Source organism: Barnesiella intestinihominis YIT 11860 (assembly GCF_000296465.1).
Taxonomy (GTDB): Bacteria; Bacteroidota; Bacteroidia; order Bacteroidales; family Barnesiellaceae; genus Barnesiella; species Barnesiella intestinihominis.
The window spans coordinates 324,316-342,920 of the sequence record NZ_JH815205.1; the positions used below are offsets into that span (position 1 = coordinate 324,316).

Annotated in this window: 14 protein-coding genes and 1 pseudogene; 9 read left to right on the top strand and 6 right to left on the bottom strand. The window is 44.2% G+C overall.

Going from position 1 to position 18,605, the window contains the following annotated elements:
* Positions 1 to 47 precede the first annotated feature (47 nt).
* The 6 genes and pseudogenes from dacB to HMPREF9448_RS10340 all read left to right on the top strand — a co-directional run bounded on the left by dacB (position 48) and on the right by HMPREF9448_RS10340 (position 6,096).
* Positions 48 to 1,445 carry a D-alanyl-D-alanine carboxypeptidase/D-alanyl-D-alanine endopeptidase gene (dacB, locus tag HMPREF9448_RS10315; protein WP_008862512.1) on the top strand — a complete coding sequence of 466 codons (1,398 nt, stop codon included), beginning with the start codon at positions 48 to 50 and terminating at the stop codon, positions 1,443 to 1,445.
* An 80-nt stretch (positions 1,446 to 1,525) separates the two neighbouring features.
* Positions 1,526 to 2,425, top strand: a complete 900-nt coding sequence (locus tag HMPREF9448_RS14255) for a hypothetical protein (protein ID WP_008862513.1) — start codon at positions 1,526 to 1,528, stop codon at positions 2,423 to 2,425.
* 4 nt (positions 2,426 to 2,429) lie between these two features.
* Positions 2,430 to 3,155, top strand: a complete 726-nt coding sequence (gene rsmI / locus HMPREF9448_RS10325) for a 16S rRNA (cytidine(1402)-2'-O)-methyltransferase (RefSeq protein WP_008862514.1) — start codon at positions 2,430 to 2,432, stop codon at positions 3,153 to 3,155.
* A gap of 17 nt (positions 3,156 to 3,172) precedes the next feature.
* Complete coding sequence (locus HMPREF9448_RS10330) at positions 3,173 to 4,048, top strand: Cbp1 family collagen-binding glycoprotein adhesin (protein WP_008862515.1); 876 nt, start codon at positions 3,173 to 3,175, stop codon at positions 4,046 to 4,048.
* A gap of 90 nt (positions 4,049 to 4,138) precedes the next feature.
* Entirely contained in the window at positions 4,139 to 4,777 is a 639-nt protein-coding gene (locus HMPREF9448_RS10335) for a hypothetical protein (RefSeq protein WP_008862516.1), read from the top strand.
* A 199-nt stretch (positions 4,778 to 4,976) separates the two neighbouring features.
* Positions 4,977 to 6,096, top strand: a pseudogene (locus HMPREF9448_RS10340) (AAA family ATPase).
* Positions 6,097 to 6,214: 118 nt separating this feature from the next.
* On the opposite strand, the gene HMPREF9448_RS10345 reads toward HMPREF9448_RS10340, so the two are convergent.
* From HMPREF9448_RS10345 to HMPREF9448_RS10355, 3 genes are all read right to left on the bottom strand, one after another.
* Entirely contained in the window at positions 6,215 to 7,432 is a 1,218-nt protein-coding gene (locus tag HMPREF9448_RS10345; protein WP_008862520.1) for a bifunctional 3,4-dihydroxy-2-butanone-4-phosphate synthase/GTP cyclohydrolase II, read from the bottom strand.
* Between the two features lie 2 nt (positions 7,433 to 7,434).
* Positions 7,435 to 9,378 (bottom strand): LptF/LptG family permease, encoded by a 1,944-nt coding sequence (locus HMPREF9448_RS10350; protein ID WP_008862521.1) that lies wholly within the window; start codon positions 9,376 to 9,378, stop codon positions 7,435 to 7,437.
* Between the two features lie 120 nt (positions 9,379 to 9,498).
* Positions 9,499 to 9,882 carry an START-like domain-containing protein gene (locus HMPREF9448_RS10355; RefSeq protein ID WP_008862522.1) on the bottom strand — a complete coding sequence of 128 codons (384 nt, stop codon included), beginning with the start codon at positions 9,880 to 9,882 and terminating at the stop codon, positions 9,499 to 9,501.
* Positions 9,883 to 10,111: 229 nt separating this feature from the next.
* On the opposite strand from HMPREF9448_RS10355, the gene pta reads away from it, so the two are divergent.
* The gene (gene pta, locus HMPREF9448_RS10360; RefSeq protein ID WP_008862523.1) at positions 10,112 to 11,119 is read left to right on the top strand and encodes a phosphate acetyltransferase; all 1,008 of its coding nucleotides are present in this window, start codon (positions 10,112 to 10,114) and stop codon (positions 11,117 to 11,119) included.
* 16 nt (positions 11,120 to 11,135) lie between these two features.
* Positions 11,136 to 12,344 (top strand): acetate kinase, encoded by a 1,209-nt coding sequence (locus HMPREF9448_RS10365; protein WP_008862524.1) that lies wholly within the window; start codon positions 11,136 to 11,138, stop codon positions 12,342 to 12,344.
* 309 nt (positions 12,345 to 12,653) lie between these two features.
* Here the strand turns inward: HMPREF9448_RS10365 and HMPREF9448_RS10370 are convergent, their stop codons facing one another.
* Positions 12,654 to 14,519 (bottom strand): alkyl/aryl-sulfatase, encoded by a 1,866-nt coding sequence (locus HMPREF9448_RS10370; RefSeq protein WP_008862525.1) that lies wholly within the window; start codon positions 14,517 to 14,519, stop codon positions 12,654 to 12,656.
* A 139-nt stretch (positions 14,520 to 14,658) separates the two neighbouring features.
* Between HMPREF9448_RS10370 and HMPREF9448_RS10375 the strand changes: the two genes are divergently transcribed.
* On the top strand, positions 14,659 to 15,528 hold the full coding sequence (locus HMPREF9448_RS10375) for an AraC family transcriptional regulator (protein WP_008862526.1): 870 nt from the start codon (positions 14,659 to 14,661) through the stop codon (positions 15,526 to 15,528).
* A 113-nt stretch (positions 15,529 to 15,641) separates the two neighbouring features.
* Here HMPREF9448_RS10375 and HMPREF9448_RS10380 read toward each other — a convergent pair whose 3' ends face one another.
* Positions 15,642 to 17,075, bottom strand: a complete 1,434-nt coding sequence (locus tag HMPREF9448_RS10380) for an NADH-quinone oxidoreductase subunit N (protein ID WP_008862527.1) — start codon at positions 17,073 to 17,075, stop codon at positions 15,642 to 15,644.
* 11 nt (positions 17,076 to 17,086) lie between these two features.
* The gene (locus HMPREF9448_RS10385) at positions 17,087 to 18,577 is read right to left on the bottom strand and encodes a complex I subunit 4 family protein (RefSeq protein ID WP_008862528.1); all 1,491 of its coding nucleotides are present in this window, start codon (positions 18,575 to 18,577) and stop codon (positions 17,087 to 17,089) included.
* Positions 18,578 to 18,605 lie beyond the last annotated feature (28 nt).

The window sequence follows — 18,605 nt, forward strand, 5'->3', positions numbered from 1 at the left end:
GCGCTCTCCTTTCACTATCTTTGTAACGAATGCAACAGACAAAAACAATGGCAAAACGAATCTTATTATTTTTTCTCATATTCAGCGCATTACCGGTCATAGCCACCACGCAGCAGATTATCGATAAATTCGTATCCGACCCGGATTTTATTCCGTCGTCGATAGGGATTTGCATTACCGACGTCAAAACGGGAGAAACTATCGCCTCTTACAACGAACGACAAGCCGTCATTCCGGCATCGACGATCAAAGTTATTACGACCGCTACGGCTCTGCGATTGTATCGTCCCTCATTCTGTCTATACACGACAGTGGGACACACCGGAACAATCGACGAAACAGAAACTTTACACGGAGACCTTGTGATACACGGCGGCGGAGACCCGTCCTTAGGCTCGGCATACCGTTGTCGCCACACCGAAGATTTCATCGACCAAATCATACAAAGAATTCTGTCCAATCACATCAAATCGATCAAGGGTCGCATAGTTGTCGATAACTCCTTATTCGACGAGCCAGCCATCTCTCCCAAATGGATGGTAGAAGATATAGCTTGGGATTACGGCACAGGCTGCCATGCTTTTTCATACAAAGACAACCGAATAGAGATAAACCTGCGATACAATGGAAAATCGTATGACGTAACCGGAGTCAATCCGCCTAACCGTTTTGTCGTTGAGACCAGTTTGACAAAAGGCGAAAAAGAAAACATCACAGTCAAGTGTGAAAACAACCGATACACGATTTCGGGAACTATTCCCAAAAGAAAAGATCGATACCGTCTCTATTTGTCGATAGCCCGACCGGATAGCCTATTCATAACAGATTTACAAGAAAAATTTCAAACAGCGGGAATAGAGGTCAAAAACTCCAATCTCGGTCAACTCCCGGAAACGACATGGTTTCACTATCCGTCCGACTATCTCGGAGATATAGTACACAGCCTGAATGTACGCAGCGACAACCTGTATGCCGAAAGCGTACTCCGACTCTTGTCTCTGTCGGATCATGAGAAAGGGAGCGCAGAAAAAGGCATCGACATAATCCGTAAATACTGGCAAAATTACGAAGCCGACTCTCTCGAACTATTCATGTACGACGGTTCGGGATTGGCTCGCAACAATAAAGTTTCAGCCAAATATCTGAATTGCGTCCTCAAAGAAACAGCCCGAGACTCACTGATTGGAGAGTATTTCGTGCAAACGCTTCCTTTGGCGGGAAAAGAAGGCTCTGTCGCCACAATTATAAAGCATGGAGAACTGCCCGGCGAACTACGACTGAAAAGCGGAAGCATGAGCGATGTACACGCCTACGCCGGATATTACACGACTCCCCAAAACCGATATGCGATAGTCGTCATGATCAACAACTATACATGCACGAGGGCTCAACTGAAACAAAAAATATCTACCCTGTTGACTCAGGTTCTTTCTAAAAAAGAGTAATACCGACTAAAAAACTTTCACACGATACACGCATCTATCATTTTATCATTATTTTTGTGAAATAACTAAATGCATATGTTATGCTTCGAGATAGTCGTATCGTACACATCATAGACCTGTTAGGAGAGTTGAGGGAACTCTTGCTTGTCATCGATCAAGCGGGAGATACGGCTCCTGCCATACTGTTGAAACTGGCAAAAGAAAAAGCCGAAGAAATTACACGATTGACCCGTGAACTTCGACAGCCTGAATTTTGGGACGGAATACTTCGCTACGATCCCTTCACATCGGTCAAGACAACGACACACGAAGATGCGATTCCAAGCATGGAAAATCCCCTCGAAAAAGTCGGCGAACCCGTATCTTCTCACATCACCGACGAAAACATAATCCCCACAGAAAAGCAATCCGAAGAATCCGGTGAAGAGCTGGACACGGACAATAATATCGCCGATACGGAAGATTATTCGGAAAGTCCGATTATAGAAAATAACGAACCCACCCACGAAAACGATACCGAAGAAAATGAAGAAGAAAACGACACGCTCTATCCGTGGGAAAAACTGAATGGGGAAGAACTATCGGCTGTACAAGACGAAAACGATGACGAGTACGAAGACTCCAACGAATTTGACGAAGACATAGAAGACGACTATGAGGAGCCCGATTTATATGAGGAGGAAAATACGGAAGAAATCATCGAAGAAGAGGAACCTGCAACTCCCGTAACTCTCGAAGAAGCCCTTCAACGTCAACAAGCCAAAGAGCTCCGTAAGGCATTAAGTTTGAACGACCGGTTCAGATTCCGTCGTGAACTCTTCGGTAACAGCGATATCCGTATGAACGAAACGCTATCTCTGATAGATGCCATGCAGTCATACGAGGAAGCAGAAGATTACATTTTAAATGACTTGAATTGGGACGTAGAGAACCCCGACGTCGCCGAATTCATGAAAATCGTACAAAAACATTTTTTATAGCAGTATGGCAAAACTGTATGTAGTACCCACCCCGGTGGGAAATCTCGAAGACATGACATTTAGGGCTATCTCCGTTCTGCGAGAAGTAGATTGTATCTTGGCGGAAGACACCCGCACAAGCGGCATATTATTGAAACACTTCGACATACACACTCGCATGCAGTCCCACCATAAATTCAACGAGCATCAAACCATCGAAGGAATCGTCTCCCGGATAGAAGGAGGAGAAAACATAGCTCTTATTTCGGATGCCGGTACTCCGGCCATCTCCGACCCCGGGTTCCTTTTGGTAAGAGAGTGCCGACGAAGAGATGTCACCGTCGAATGCCTGCCCGGAGCGACAGCCTTTGTGCCGGCATTGGTAGCATCGGGGTTGCCGAATGAAAAATTTTGTTTCGAAGGATTCCTTCCCCAAAAGAAAGGCCGAGCTACACGACTGACCGAATTGGCGGAAGAACCACGCACAATCGTTTTTTACGAGTCCCCGTTTCGTCTGCTCAAAACGCTCATTCAATTCAAAGAAACTTTCGGGGGAGAAAGAGCGGCATCGGTAAGTCGTGAAATTTCCAAAATACACGAAGAAACCGTACGGGGAACAATCGACGAATTGATAACTCATTTCTCGGAACACGAACCGAAAGGAGAAATCGTCGTTATTATAGCAGGAGCTCCCGACAAACCCAAAGAGAAAAAAAAGGAAAAGTACCCTAAAAGCGATACCTATCTATAAATTTAATTTTAACGATTATGAAAAAGGCTATTACAGCTGCTATCGCAGCATCAGTTTTAATGATTGGCTGTACGAACCAATCGACCGAAGTAAGGAAACTTCAAGCAGAAAATGACTCTCTGCTCAGAGTCAACGCCCAAACGACTGCGGATTTCAACGAAATGATCCAGCTGATGAATGAAGTCGAAGATGGATTTCGGCAAATAAAAGAGGCCGAAAACTATTTGGTAACACAAAAAGATGCCAACGGAGAAGTATCCTTGACTACCCGGGAACAAATCAAAAACGATATGACACTGGTCGCCGAGACTTTGCAAAAAAACAAAGAACGTTTGGATAAACTCCAAAAGCAGCTCAATCAAAACAAAAACCAATCGGCTGCCCTGCAAAAAACAGTGACTCGTCTCCAAAACGAAATCGAGGAAAAAACACAACTCATAACCTCTTTACAAGAATCTTTGGCTAAACGCGACGTACGCATCGCCGAATTGGACGAGGCCGTAACGAATCTGACCGGTCAGGTAGAGCACCTCACTACTGAAAACGAGCAGCAAAAAGAAGTGCTCATGACCCAAGACGAGGCTCTTAATACGGTATATTACGCATTGGGCACGAACAAAGAGTTGAAAGAACAAAAGATTGTCGAAGGCGGAGGGCTGTTCTCCTCGAAAAAAGTAATGGAAGGAGAATTTAATAAAAACTACTTCACGGCAGTCGATATGCGCAAATTACACGACATACCTTTCGACAGTAAAAAAGCAAAACTATTGACCAATCACCCCGAAGGCACATACGAACTTCAAAAAGATAACGAAGGTTATTTGACCTTAGTAATCACCAACCCGGATAGCTTTTGGAGTCTGAGCCGCTATCTGGTTGTCGAGCTCAACTAATCGAATACGAATCCCATTCCCCCGACGAGGCCAGAGGTATCGCCTCCGGCCTCGTCGGTTGTCCTCACCTAAACACGCTATCCTATACCCATGACCCGCTACCTGCCCGCCCTGCTGGCTCTGCTACTGTTCACCTCGTGCGACAGTTTTTTTGAAAAAGAATCGGTTTTACCGCACAACCCCGAGCGTCCCGAGTTGCCCCCGGCTCGCGACCGCCGCTTTGTCGTTGACAGTATCCAATACCACTTCGACTATTGGAGCCGTAAGAGTACCCAACAGGCCGACGAGATATGTCTAACTATCTTTTCAAACTCCCTCGATTCGGAATGGCACTTCACTCCCACTCTGGAAGAGCCGCTTTACAACTACTCTTGCTTTTCCAGCGAAGACCCTGTATTTGCCCAGATTTACACCGACACCCTGCTGGTGAGAACTCCTTGTTATGTCGATGACGACAACCGCATCATACTGGGAGACTCGCTGTACAGTTTTCAGCAGATTACTCAACAGACTCTGGCCGAAATCGACCGGACGGGCGAAGAGACCATCATTCCCCCACATACCGAAACCTACTTCTACGGCCGGTACAGCATCACCTACTACGATATAGCATACACCATCTGGCTCACCGAAATGACGAGTCAGACCCCCATCACCATCGAAGGTATGTGGCAAGGTGGTATCATTAACGACGATCTCACGATACGCATCGAGTCGCACCCGTTGTAAATCGCCGGCCGGCACAGCAACCACTTCGGTATCAGTCTTAAAACAAAGATCCCTGCTCCGGTTCTTTCGATAAACCTCGGCGAAGATATGTAACCCAATAAATGGCAAACATAGACATGGATAAAAAACATTGTCTATAATAAATTTATTAGTAATAATATTATTACTTATCTTTACATCAAAATAATATGTGAAGATGATGGAGAATAAGCCTTTTATATTTGGTGTTGCAACATCGGGCGATAATTTTACCGACCGAGAGAAAGAAACGGAACGTTTATTACTCAATTTCCGGCATGGTGTAAATACAGTGCTGATTTCGCCTCGCCGTTGGGGTAAGACTTCATTGGTACAGAAAGCGTGTGGTTTGGCTCAATCCGATAAATTGAAAGTTGTGTATCTCGATATTTTCTCTTGTCGTAACGACAAGGATTTCTATACCGCATTTGCGGCTGCCATTCTCAAACAAACATCTTCGAAATTAGATGAATGGTTGGAAAATGCCAAGCTATTCCTTTCTCGTATCAGTCCTAAAATCTCAATAGGTACAGATCCGATGACAGATTTTTCCATTTCGCTCGAAATGAATCCCAAGAGCCACGATGTCGATGATATTTTACAACTTCCGGAAAGAATAGCACAGAAGAAAGGTTGTAATATTGTCGTGTGTATCGACGAGTTTCAGCAGATTGCCGAGTTCAAGGATTCTAAAACATTTCAGAAACGGCTGCGCTCTGTATGGCAACTACAAAAGTCGGTATCCTATTGTCTGTTCGGCAGTAAAAAGCATTTGATGAATGAACTGTTCGAGAAAAAGAGCCTGCCGTTTTACAAGTTCGGCGATGCCATTTATTTACAGAAGATAGGTACAACAGATTGGATAGATTACATACGCAGGCGATTTGAAGTTACAGGCAAGCAGATTTCAAAAGAGTTGGCCGAAAAGGGTGGATAACCATTCGTCTTACGTACAGCAGTTAGCATGGTTGGTATGGATTCATACGGATAAAACTGCTACCGAGCAGGATTTTGAGGCGGCATATCAGGATATCATCGACCAGAATACTCCATTGTTCGAAAAACAGACCGAAAGCCTTACTACTTATCAAATGAATTTCCTGCGAGCTGTCATAGACGGGGTTCATAGTGAGTTTACTACACAAGAGGTTCTACAAAAATATCAACTTGGTTCATCGGCAAATGTCAGTATCATAAAACGAGCATTAGTAAAAAAAGAACTTATAGAAATCGAGAAACGTCAAGTTGTTATTCCCGACCCGGTGATGAAAGTGTGGCTAAAAAAGGAATTGGGAATATAATATCACATATTATAGGATTTCATCTAAAATCCTATAAATACATCTAATCTTAAAAATAAAATTGGAAGCCATTTCATCATGACCTCCAATTTTATTCCATTAGAAAAAGCTCTTTTTACTATTCTTCCACATGCAACGTATGCCCCATGCGCTTCTCTTTGGTCAGCAGATAGCGACGGTTGTACTCGTTGGGTGTAACTTCGATAGGCACGTTTTCGACAATTTCCAGTCCGTATGCCTCTAAACCGATTCTCTTTACCGGGTTATTCGTCATCAATCGTAACTTACGGACACCTATATCCCTTAAAATACTCGCCCCGACACCATAATCCCGTTCATCGGCTTTAAATCCAAGATGCAAATTGGCATCCACTGTATCGAGACCGCCCTCTTGCAAACGATAGGCTCGGATTTTATTCATCAACCCTATACCCCGGCCTTCTTGATTCATATAAACAATGACACCTTTTCCTTCGGATTCGACCGCCTGCATGGCTTTATGCAACTGCTCCCCGCAATCGCAACGCATCGACCCGAAAATATCACCCGTCATACACGAGGAATGAACCCGAACCAATATCGGTTCATCGGGTTCCCAAGATCCCTTTATCAAAGCGATATGTTCCAACCCATTGGAAAGCTGACGGAACGGAATCAACCGGAAATGTCCGTACTCCGTAGGCATATCCACCTCGTCTCCACGTTCTACCATCGACTCTTGTTTCAGGCGATAAGCGATCAAATCACGTATGGCGATAATCTTTATACCAAACTTTTCGGCTACCTTAGCCAACTGTGGCAATCGAGCCATTGTACCGTCTTCATTCAAAATTTCGATCAATGCGGCTGCGGGATATAAGCCGGCCAAACGTGCCAAATCGACCGCAGCCTCCGTATGTCCGGCTCTTTTCAAAACTCCTTTATCTTGGGCATAAAGAGGATTTATATGTCCGGGACGCCCGAATGTCTCGGGCGTCGAAGAAGGATCGGCCAAAGCCCGTATCGTAGCCGCCCTGTCGTGGCTCGAAACACCTGTCGTACAGCCCTCCAATTTATCGATGGTTACTGTAAAAGGTGTACCCAGCATAGAGGTATTGTGATTCACCTGACGGTATAAATTCAATTCTTCACAACGCTGCATGGTAATGGGAGCACACAAAACTCCTCGGCCGTTAGCCAACATAAAATTTACCTTCTCTGGGGTAATGGCTTCTGCGGCGATGATAAAATCGCCTTCATTCTCACGATCCTCATCATCGACCACAATCAAAAATTTACCCTGTCTGAAATCTTCGACAGCATCTTCTATCGAACTTAAAATCGTATCTTTACTCATATCTATACAGTTTTATTTTCTTCAATTCTATCGCTCTCCTCTTTCTCCAACTGTACGCACAACTCTTCATTCGTGTGAACGATAGCTTCCACTTCATTCCGCAACAGTCGTTGCTGCCGTGAACCTATCCAATACAACAACAAGCCTATCGGGAAAAGAGCCGCCAATACATAACCCCATTTCACCGATGGAGCCGGACGATAAACCCACAAGTTACGCAAAACAGGATAATCCATCAGCTTACTAATCACCATCTGACTATGGCTGTTCGAGACGTAATCGACCAGTTCGTTAATTTGGTTTCCCAATGCAATTATATCCGATTTGTTATATCCGTACAGACAATATTTCCAATAAGACTGACGCTTCCGTCCCACCTTATCAAGGAACCGCTGACAAGAATCAGACAAACAATGAGCCCTTTCAATGGCTTCCATCGGATTCATATCCTCGATAATCACCTCTTTCAAAACAACCTTACGCAATTCTTGGCGACCGATCAATTTTCTGAAAAAATTGATATACACGTCGGGGTTAAACACGGCCGAATCTTTCACCGCCTTATAGGTCAAAAATATACCCAATGGTAGAAGCACCGCAGAACTGAGCCACATACCTTCCCACACTTCCCAACGTCCGTCCCTTGCCAACTTATAACCGCTGTTATCGATAATATAATAAAAGATAAACATAAATACCGACACCACCACCGGCATTCCCAATCCCCCTTTGCGGATAATAGCTCCTAACGGAGCCCCTATGAAAAAGAAAATGATACAGGCAAACGAAAGCGTAAACTTTTTGTACATCTCGATCTGGTGACGCCTGATGACTTTATTTTCATCGCCCATCGTATAGCTGCGAAATTCATAATCCGATTTATATCGTCCGGCTCTTGCCACGGCACGATCCAAATACAACTGCTTGCGTTGGAGGCTACCGCCGTCGAACAAACTATCGAGATTCAACTCCGCAGCCTCGGCGACAGCCTTCTGCTCGCGTATCGAATCCTCTTTCGAAACATGCATGCCCGGACGGTCGTATAAAGCAAAATAACCCGATACTTTCAAGCTATTGGCATAATTATTTCCGATACTATCTACCCGATAAGTCATCGAGTCGATAGAAGATTGCAATGCCGCCAAGTCTTTTCCTATGTATTGGTTCTGCATGATACCATCGTCCATTCGGTTGAAATTGGCATCGAATGCAATCATAATCTCCTTCAACGAGAAGGTCTCCCGTCGATAGGGAATATTGCTGGTGCTCGTCCTTTGGTCCCTGAGATTTTCAAAAGATTCCCCGCTATATAACGTTAAGAAAAGATGTTCCTTATCATCGGTCATTTTCAATTTCCCGGAATCGGCTAAAATAATCATGGCATTATCGAATCCGGCCGACATATCATAAATCATGACATCATAGAGCATACCCGTTTTATGATCTTTCTTTTTCACATAAAGGTTATACCCGCTAATCTGATCATAAAATACACCCTCGGGAATATCGAGTTCGGGAGATTTTTGCCGCATGGAATAAAGCAATGTCCACATCTTTACCTGAGATTTCGGCAAAACATTATTCTGGAAAAAGAAAGCCCCGATAGCGACAAATATAAGAAAAATAACCAACGGCCGCATGATTTGGAGCAAAGAAATACCCGCCGCCTTTATCGCTAATAATTCCAATCGTTCTCCCAAATTACCGAAAGTCATCAACGACGCTAACAAAATAGCCAACGGCAAAGCCATAGGAACCATTGTCACAGCGGCATAGAAAAACAACTCGGCCAATACGGACATTTCCAATCCCTTCCCCACCATCTCATCGACATACCTCCACAGGAATTGCATCAACACGATGAAAAGGCAGATGAAGAATGTCATCAGAAACAGGGGCAAGAAACTTTTCAGAATAAACCTGTATAGTCGTTTGATATAGAACATTCTTTCGCCGGTTATCAGAATGCAAAAGTAGCGCAAAAAAATGAATTTCCGAACAGCCGATAACGATTATTGCGGAAGAACGCTAAATTAAAACTTCCCCTTCAACTTCTTCAAGAAAAGTCATACACCCAATTTACGACGGAGTGTCTCTATCTGGTGGTCCCATAAACCACGGCTGTCCGCCATCTCGTCGGGATATGCGAAATCGGTAATAACCAGCATAGTCGCCCCGGTTAATTCCGAAGAAGATATGCGAAGTTCAAAAAAACTTTTCTCATCTTCATCGTCCGACCAATGAAACCGAATATAACTCCCGCTACGCACAGCTATCTGATGAGCCTGCTGAGAAGACTTATTCCAAAAAAAAGTAAATAATTTCTCTTCGTTTTGCACATCGTCGGCAAACCAATCGGCCAATCCATTCTTCGTTCCTATATACGACCACAACAAAGTTGGAGAAACACTTTTTAAATCATACTCTACAATAAACTTTTCCTTATTCATAAATCTCTCAATATTATAGTATTTCCCGCTTAATTTCGATTAAAGTTCTTTCTTTTTCGGGGCTAATATATAGATATTATTTTTATCTTACATAGCAAAACAAGAAAAAATAAATATAAAAAGAAAATTCGGGATATTTTTATATAATATTTACCCTAAATTGCAATCTTGATATTACATTTTATTACTACATTTGCAATGTCTAAATAACACATAAACCAATCCGACTATGAATTTAATGGAACGAATGGTAGAACAAGCCCGAGCAAACAAACAGCGTATTGTTTTACCCGAAGGAACGGAAGAACGTACTTTACAAGCAGCCGACCGAATATTGGCCGACAACATCGCCGATATTATACTCATCGGGGAACCGTCTGAAATTATGGAACTTGCCGATCGGTACAAGCTAAAACACATCGACAAGGCGACTCTGGTAAATCCTGCAAACCACGAAAAAAAAGAAACATATACTCAACTTCTATATGAACTAAGAAAAGCCAAAGGCGTAACCCTCGAAAAAGCAGAAAAGATGGTCGAAGACCCTCTTTTCCTCGGTTGCCTCATGATTAAAAACGGAGATGCCGACGGCGAAGTTGCCGGAGCTCGTAACACGACAGGTAATGTGTTACGGTCGGCTTTTCAAATTATCAAAACCGCTCCCGGCGTAAAGGTCGTTTCGGGAGCATTCCTCATGTTTGTCCCCGATCGTTCATACGGAGAAGACGGATTGATGGTTTTCGCCGATTGTGCCGTATTACCCAACCCGACAGCTTCGGAACTCGCCCAAATAGCTGTATCCACTGCAAAAACAGCCCGAGATATCGCTAACATCGATCCACGTATCGCCATGTTGAGTTTCTCGTCAAAAGGCAGTGCCAGCCATGAAATGGTCGATAAAGTAGTGGAGGCTACCCGACTGGCCAAAGAGATGGAACCTTCTCTAAAAATCGATGGAGAGTTGCAAACCGACGCAGCGATTGTTCCTGCCGTAGGAGCAAGCAAAGCTCCGGGTAGCGAGATTGCCGGACATGCGAATGTACTGGTATTTCCTTCGCTCGAAGTAGGCAACATCGCTTATAAACTGGTTCAAAGGTTGGCTCATGCCGAAGCCGTGGGTCCTATTCTTCAAGGAATCGCCGCACCGGTCAACGATCTTTCCAGAGGTTGTTCGGTCGATGATATCTATAAAATGATAGCCATTACTTGTAATCAAGCCATCAGTTTGAAAAAATAACCTTAATGCATGCCTTATGAAAATATTAGTATTAAATTGCGGTAGCTCGTCGGTAAAATACAAATTATTCGACATCGACTCCAAGTCCGTATTGGCACAAGGAGGAGCAGAAAAAATAGGATTGGAAGATTCTTTCTTGAAACTAACTTTGCCCAACGGAGAAAAAGTAATTTTAAAAACCAGTATGCCGGAACACCATTCGGCTATCCAAAACATACTGAATGTACTCACCGGTAAAGAATATGGGTGTATCGAGTCGTTCGATGAAATCGATGCTGTTGGCCATCGGGTCGTGCACGGTGGAGAAAAATTCAACAAAAGCGTGCTCATCACAGACGAAGTTATCGAAAAAATAAAAGAATGTTACGATATAGCGCCGTTGCACAATCCTGTCAACATGGCGGGTATCGAAGCAATATCCAAATTGATGCCTACGGTTCCGCAAGTAGGAGTATTCGATACGGCATTCCACCAAACCATGCCCGCGCATGCCTACATGTATGCCCTTCCCTACGATTTATATAAAAAATACGGGATACGCCGATATGGATTCCACGGAACAAGTCATCGCTACGTATCGAAACGAGCTTGCGAGTTTTTAGGAGTGCCCTACGAGAAACAACGCATAATTACCTGCCACATCGGAAACGGAGGTTCCATTACGGCGATTAAAGACGGGAAGTCTGTCGACACCTCTATGGGTATGACTCCGGTTGAAGGATTAATGATGGGAACTCGGTCGGGCGATGTCGATGCAGGAGTCCTCACCTATTTAATGGACAAAGAACACCTCGATTCTGCCGGAGTAGCAAATTTGGTGAATAAAAAAAGCGGAGTGGCTGGTATATCGGGATTATCTTCCGACATGAGAGACATAGAAGCCGGAGTCGCCGCAAAAAACGAACGGGCTATTTTGGCGTTACAAATGTATGAATACCGAATCACCAAATATATAGGAGCCTATGCCGCGGCGTTAGGCGGAGTAGATATCATCGTCTTTACCGGAGGTGTAGGCGAAAATCAAACCATAACGCGCGAAGCCGTATGTAAACCGTTGGCTTTTATGGGAGTAGAAATCGATCCCGAAATAAATAAACAGATTCATGGAACGGAATGTGTGATAAGCACCCCGGCATCAAAGGTAAAAGTTGTCGTCATTCCCACAGACGAAGAATACATGATTGCTTCGGATACAAAAGCCGTTCTATCCGGCAAAATGCAATAAAACTTTATACATATTGAGAAAGGGCGTACGTACTGTACGCCTTTTTTATTTTTCCTGATTCAAGATTAATCTGGGAGTTTTAATTGAGAAACGGGTTCTCCATCATTACTTTCGCTATCTCAACAATCGTCAGATTACCTAACCGGTCTATACGTACTTATAATTTTATAAACAAACCGGCGGAGGTAAATTTTATACCTCCGCCGGGAACTACTATATCACGTCCAATTTTTAAGGCAGTACGATTTTGAAGTTTGAATCGGCAGCTTCAAAACAACAGCGAAGCATTTCAATAGCCTTCTCATCTCCTTACATCTTAATCTTGCCGGCATTACGTAAGGCTTCGGTATCGGTACGTCCGAAGAACAGCTTTACGAAATCCATTTTGGCGATACTCAACGTAAGGTCTGCCTCCTTCTCCTGTCGATTCAAGCGATGGTTCAAAACACCATTATTCAATATAAGCACAACTTTGTCGTTCGTATCTGTGAAGTCTATATTGATGACGGCCTCTTTGTCTGCGGCTTTTTCTCCATTCAACTGAATCGCACAATAATCGAGTAACATTCCCATATCCATCTGCGCCAACACACCATCGTTGATGAGCTGTGAAGTATAAGGGACATCGCTTTTCAGCAGGTCACGAGCGCCGGTCAGATAGAAGTTGCGCCACGGACCGCTCTCGGCCTGATACCCCAGTTGTGTGTAGGTATCAGCCAACAGACGACGAGCCTCCATATTCTGCGGCTCTGCAAATACAAGGTGGTCAAGCAGAGTTGCAACCCAACGATAATCACCCTTATCATAAGAAGCCCGGGCCACTTCAAGAACCTTTTCCGCACCTCCGATTGCCTCGACATACTTAGTTCCGAGTTCCGTAGGGGGCAGCGGATTCAAGTGTGCAGGGTTTCCGTCGAACCAACCGAAATAAAGATCATACTGAGACTTTACGTTATGACTCAATGTGCCATAATAACCCCGACAATGGAACTGCGAAGCGAGAGAAGCAGGCAATTGCATCTCTTCGGCAATTTCATTCGGAGTCAGACCTCGATTGGCCATGTGCAAGGTTTGGTCATGCAAATACCGGTATAAATCGCGTTGTGCCTCCCAATAATCTACGATGCGTTCATTTCCCCATGTCGGCCAGTGATGTGTGGCAAACGAAACCTCCACTTCATCGCCATAACGTTCGATAGCCGTATCCACTGCTTTGCTCCACAACAAACCGTTACGGACCTTTGCACCGCGCAAAGTTTGCAGATTGTGCATATTATGCGTCATATCCTCGGCTGTACAGAATGCTTTCATTTGAGGAAACCACACCATAATTTCTACCGGAGCTTCCGTATCAAGTACATAGACGAATTCCATCTCTACTCCATCAATCGTATGTTTCTCACCGGTGGTTTCGATCTCGATTGTCGGGCGTGCAATACCTTTATTTCCGGTAGACATAGCCTGTCCTAAGCCACAGCCGAGATTACCCGTAACACTCGGCTCCAATTGCAGGCCGTACATATAAGTAGCCCGACGAGTCATTGCCACACCGGCTAGCACATTTTCGTTTTGAGCCGATGCCATGAACCCTTTGGGCGCAATGATTTCGAAATCTTTCTTCGATGACCCCTCGCGAATAGCTGCAATACCTCCATAATGGTCGCCGTGCGGGTGGGTAAAGATAACCCCTTCAACCGGCAGATCGGCCACGTGTTTCTTAATGAGGTCATAACCAGCTTTTGCAGCTGCATTGGTCGTTGTTACATCAATAATAATCCAACCATGATCAGAACGAATAAAGGTCATATTGGCGATATCGAAACCACGAACCTGATAGAGTTTATCTGGAATGACCTCAAAAAGACCGTTGAAGCGATTGAGCTGCGACTGTCGCCAAAGACTCGGATTCGCAGTTTCGGGAACATCGTTTTTCAAGAAATCCCAACCTTCGAGCGAATAGGACTCCTTCCCATCTTCGGTCATGATGGCCGAAGTGTTAACTGTCGCAATGAATCCCCGACTGGCATCCTCGAAATCCTGACGGTCATTGAAATCCAACTCTGTTTTTACAGCCTCGTTAGCACGTATCGTATGCTCTGTCGCTGCTGTCTGCGCCATAATTGCCGACGGTACAACTACCAAACCAAACGCAATACTCAAAATTTTTCGTTTCATTATTCTCTAAATTTGATTACACGACAAAGTAACGGAGATATGCTGGATCCGGCAATGTATTATTCTGCTTATATTTTGTATTTTTGTACGATTATCCTATATAATTCCTTATATATATTAAGAAATAATGTCTTTTTGTATGCAAGACCAGATTTTTACATTTGAAACTCTATTAAGGCGTATGCAACTCGACGATGGAGAGAGACCCTTCGTAATATGGCGTGAAAAGGATTTGTTTGGCGCACATGCCTATCCGGTCAAAATCGATGTTCCATGTCTCTTTTTATGTTGGAATGGGGAAATGGAAATAGAAATCAATTTACAAACCTATCATTTCGATAAGGAGCATTTACTATGCTTCACTGTTCCATGTGCCTGTCGCATTGTAAAACGGAGTCCCGATTTTCTATGCGTCGGACTGCTATTATCCAAATCCTTTTGGAGGCAATTACTCTTTACAGAACGAACATTAAGCTCAATTGCCGCGCGCGATGCTTTCATCGTCGTTACGGAAGAGGAACGAAATCGGCTTGCTCGTTTTCATGAACTGCTTTGCCTTTGTGCCGATACTACCGAACATGATCCGATAGGGACTTTATATCCCCTCATCGTCGGTCTATTTTTTCAAATACGCAATATCTGCCAAAACCGGGAAGCAACCGCAGCACCTGCCTCGCACAGCAAAAAGATTCTCTATGATTTCTTAGATTCACTGCACACCAATTACCGACAGCATCGGCGTGTTTCATTCTATGCCGATGCTCTGTCTCTGACTCCACGACACCTGACAACTGTTATCCGACAAGCAAGCGGTCGCAGTGCCTCACAATGGATCGAGGAATATACCGTACTCGAAGCTCAAATTCTTCTACGCAACTCCCCTATGTCAATTAAAGAAATCGCCTATGAATTGGGTTTCAACGACCAATCTCTATTCTCAAAATATTTTAGTAGAGTGGCAGGCATATCACCCGAAAGATACCGCAAAATTTCTATGAGCAACACATGATAGTCGCTAATATTCGCTACCTGTACTGACTTCATACAAAAAAAATTAGACAGATAGCTGTCTGCCATCTGTCTAACATGATACAAGGAATTATTTTGCTCTTTATTCTATCATTAAGCTCCTATCAAGCTGAGATCTGTGAAGTAGGTATAGACACAACTTACGATTCCCAACAGTAAAATACCGGCGACACAAACAATCAGGCTGACACGGGAAGCGTTATCGCTACGGAACGGAGCTATGGCACAATCGTTCTCGTTGTTGATGAACATAGCTTTTACCACCAACAAATAGTAATAAAGCGAAATAATGGTATTCAACAAGGCGATAAGTACTAAAATATAGAATCCTGAATGGATAGCCGAAGCAAAAATGAAGAATTTGCTGAAAAATCCGGCAAAGGGAGGAATTCCCGCCAAAGAGAACATCGCCAACATCATAACGACACTCAACTTGGGATTGGTTTTGTACAGACCGTTATAGTCGTCCATTCCTACCTTTCCACTACTACGCTCAACAGACGATATCACACCGAATGCAGCCAAGTTGGAGAATATGTACACCAGCACATAGTAAACCAACGCAGCCATACCCTGTGCCGAACCTGCTATAATACCCAACATAATATATCCTGCCTGAGAGATAGAAGAGAAAGCCAAAAAGCGTTTCAGATTCTTCTGACGAATAGCGAACAAGTTACCCACTGTAATGGTCAACACGATCAAAGCCCACATGATACCTTGCCAGATGACAGGATCGAGGAAGAAGACTTTGTAAAGGATCAACATCAATGCAAAAGCAGCAGCCCCTTTCGATATAACCGACAAATAAGAAGTCACCTGAGTGGGAGCTCCTTGATAAACATCGGCTGTCCACAAATGGAACGGAACCAACGAAAGTTTGAATCCCATACCGGCCAGTACAAAAACGAGCGTGGCAATCAACAGTGGCGTGTGATTAGATGCAATCGCTACGGCTATATCGCCGAAATAGAGAGAGCCCGATACTCCATAGAGGAACGAAAGCCCTAACAGGAAGACAGCCGAAGAGAAAACCGCCGTAAAGAGGTATTTGGCCCCCGCCTCATACGATTCCGTATCTTTCTTATTGATAGCTATCAAAGCGGCCATCGGTAACGATGCGGTTTCGAGTCCGATAAAGAACAGCAAGAAGTGTCCCGACGAAACCATTAAATACATACCGAACAAGGTAACCAATAACAATTCGTAAAACTCTCCTCGGCGCAATTTGACATCGGGGGTATCGGACCACGAAATGGATTGTAACAAAACAATCAATGTGCCTATATTGAGTACGGTTTTAACCATCGAAGCTATGGGAGAAGTCTGATACATACCCCCGAACGCCGTAGCAGAATCGACCGGTATTATATTCCAAACCGTATGCAGGGCGAATAAAACGCATGCCGTAATGGATAATCCTTTGAGGCTCTTTTTCCCTCCAAAGGTGTCAAAAAGAAATATCAGCAAAAACACAAGCAGCAGCGATATTTCTCCGCGCATAATTAAAAACTGTGAATAGTCCATATACTGTTTTATTAAAGAGCTTGAGACAACAAATTAGTTATAGGTTCCACACCTTGACGAATCAAATCGGAAATCCAATTCGGAAAACAACCGATAGCGGCCACGCATACGATCAAGGTAATGGCCGACAGACGTTCCCACCATTCGGCATCGGTCAACTCCCGGTGATGTTCGTTCTGAACAGCGCCGAACAAAAGTTTGCCGACAACCCGCAAAATATAAACCGCTGTAATCACAATCGAAGTACAAGCTACGATGGTAAACACTCGGTGGAACGTATCTGTATGCTCGAACGAACCGACAAATATAGTCATTTCGGCAACGAAGCCGCTCAATCCCGGGAGACCCAACGAAGCCAAACCGGCAATCACGTAACAAACCGAAAGGAACGGCATGATTTGCATCAAACCTCCCATCTCCCGAATATCACGGGTGTGTGTACGTCCATAAATCATACCGATGAGGGCAAAGAAAAGAGCGGTCATCAAACCGTGAGAAAGCATCTGCATCACGGCTCCGGTCATAGCCGTCGTGTTCAACATCAATATGGCGAACAAAACCAAACCGCAGTGACTCACCGAAGAGTAAGCGTTGATGTATTTGAGGTCGGTCTGAACACAAGCGCTGAACGCTCCGTAAACTACACTGATACCGGTAAGTATTAAGAATATCCAAGCCAGTTCGGTCGCAGCCTGAGGCATCAGATAAATGGCTACACGGAAACAACCGTATCCTCCTAATTTCATCAATACGCCGGCATGCAACATAGACACTGCCGTAGGAGCCGAAGCGTGACCATCGGGCGACCATGTGTGGAACGGGAACATAGCCCCCAACACGCCGAATCCCACGAAAGTCATCGGGAACAAGAAGTATTGCCAGTTCATGGGGATATTACCGTGCTCGGCAATTTCGACTACATTCATCGAATGGAGCCCCGATTGATAATAGATACCCAAGATACCGATCATCAACAAAGCAGAACCACCCATCAACATCAAGGTCAGTTTCATTGCCGAATAGTTCTTTCTGCCGCTTCCCCAAACACCTATCAACAAGTACATGGGAATAAGCGCCACTTCGTAGAACATGAACATGGTAAAAAGGTCCACCGAAATAAAGAAACCGAATACACCGGTAGACAACAACATGAACCACAAGAAATATTCTTTGGGAAGAGGATTTATCTTCCAAGAAGCGAACACTCCGGCAAATACAATAATAGAAGAAAGCAATAGCATGGCCACCGACACTCCGTCCACACCCACAGCATAGTGAATATTTAACGGAGCATACCACATTCTGCTATCGGTAAACAGCATTGTAGCCGTATTTCCGGCAGCGCGTTCGGCCAAAAACTCAACGAGAGTATATACAGACAACGCCAACAAAATGGTCGAACCGATAACCGCTACCGTTCGTATCTGTTTCATATCTCTTGCGATCCAAAGACCCAGCATCATCAAGAGAGGGATAAGCACAAATAATGATAGAAAATTCATAGTGTTTCTTTAATATTTTATCGTTCAA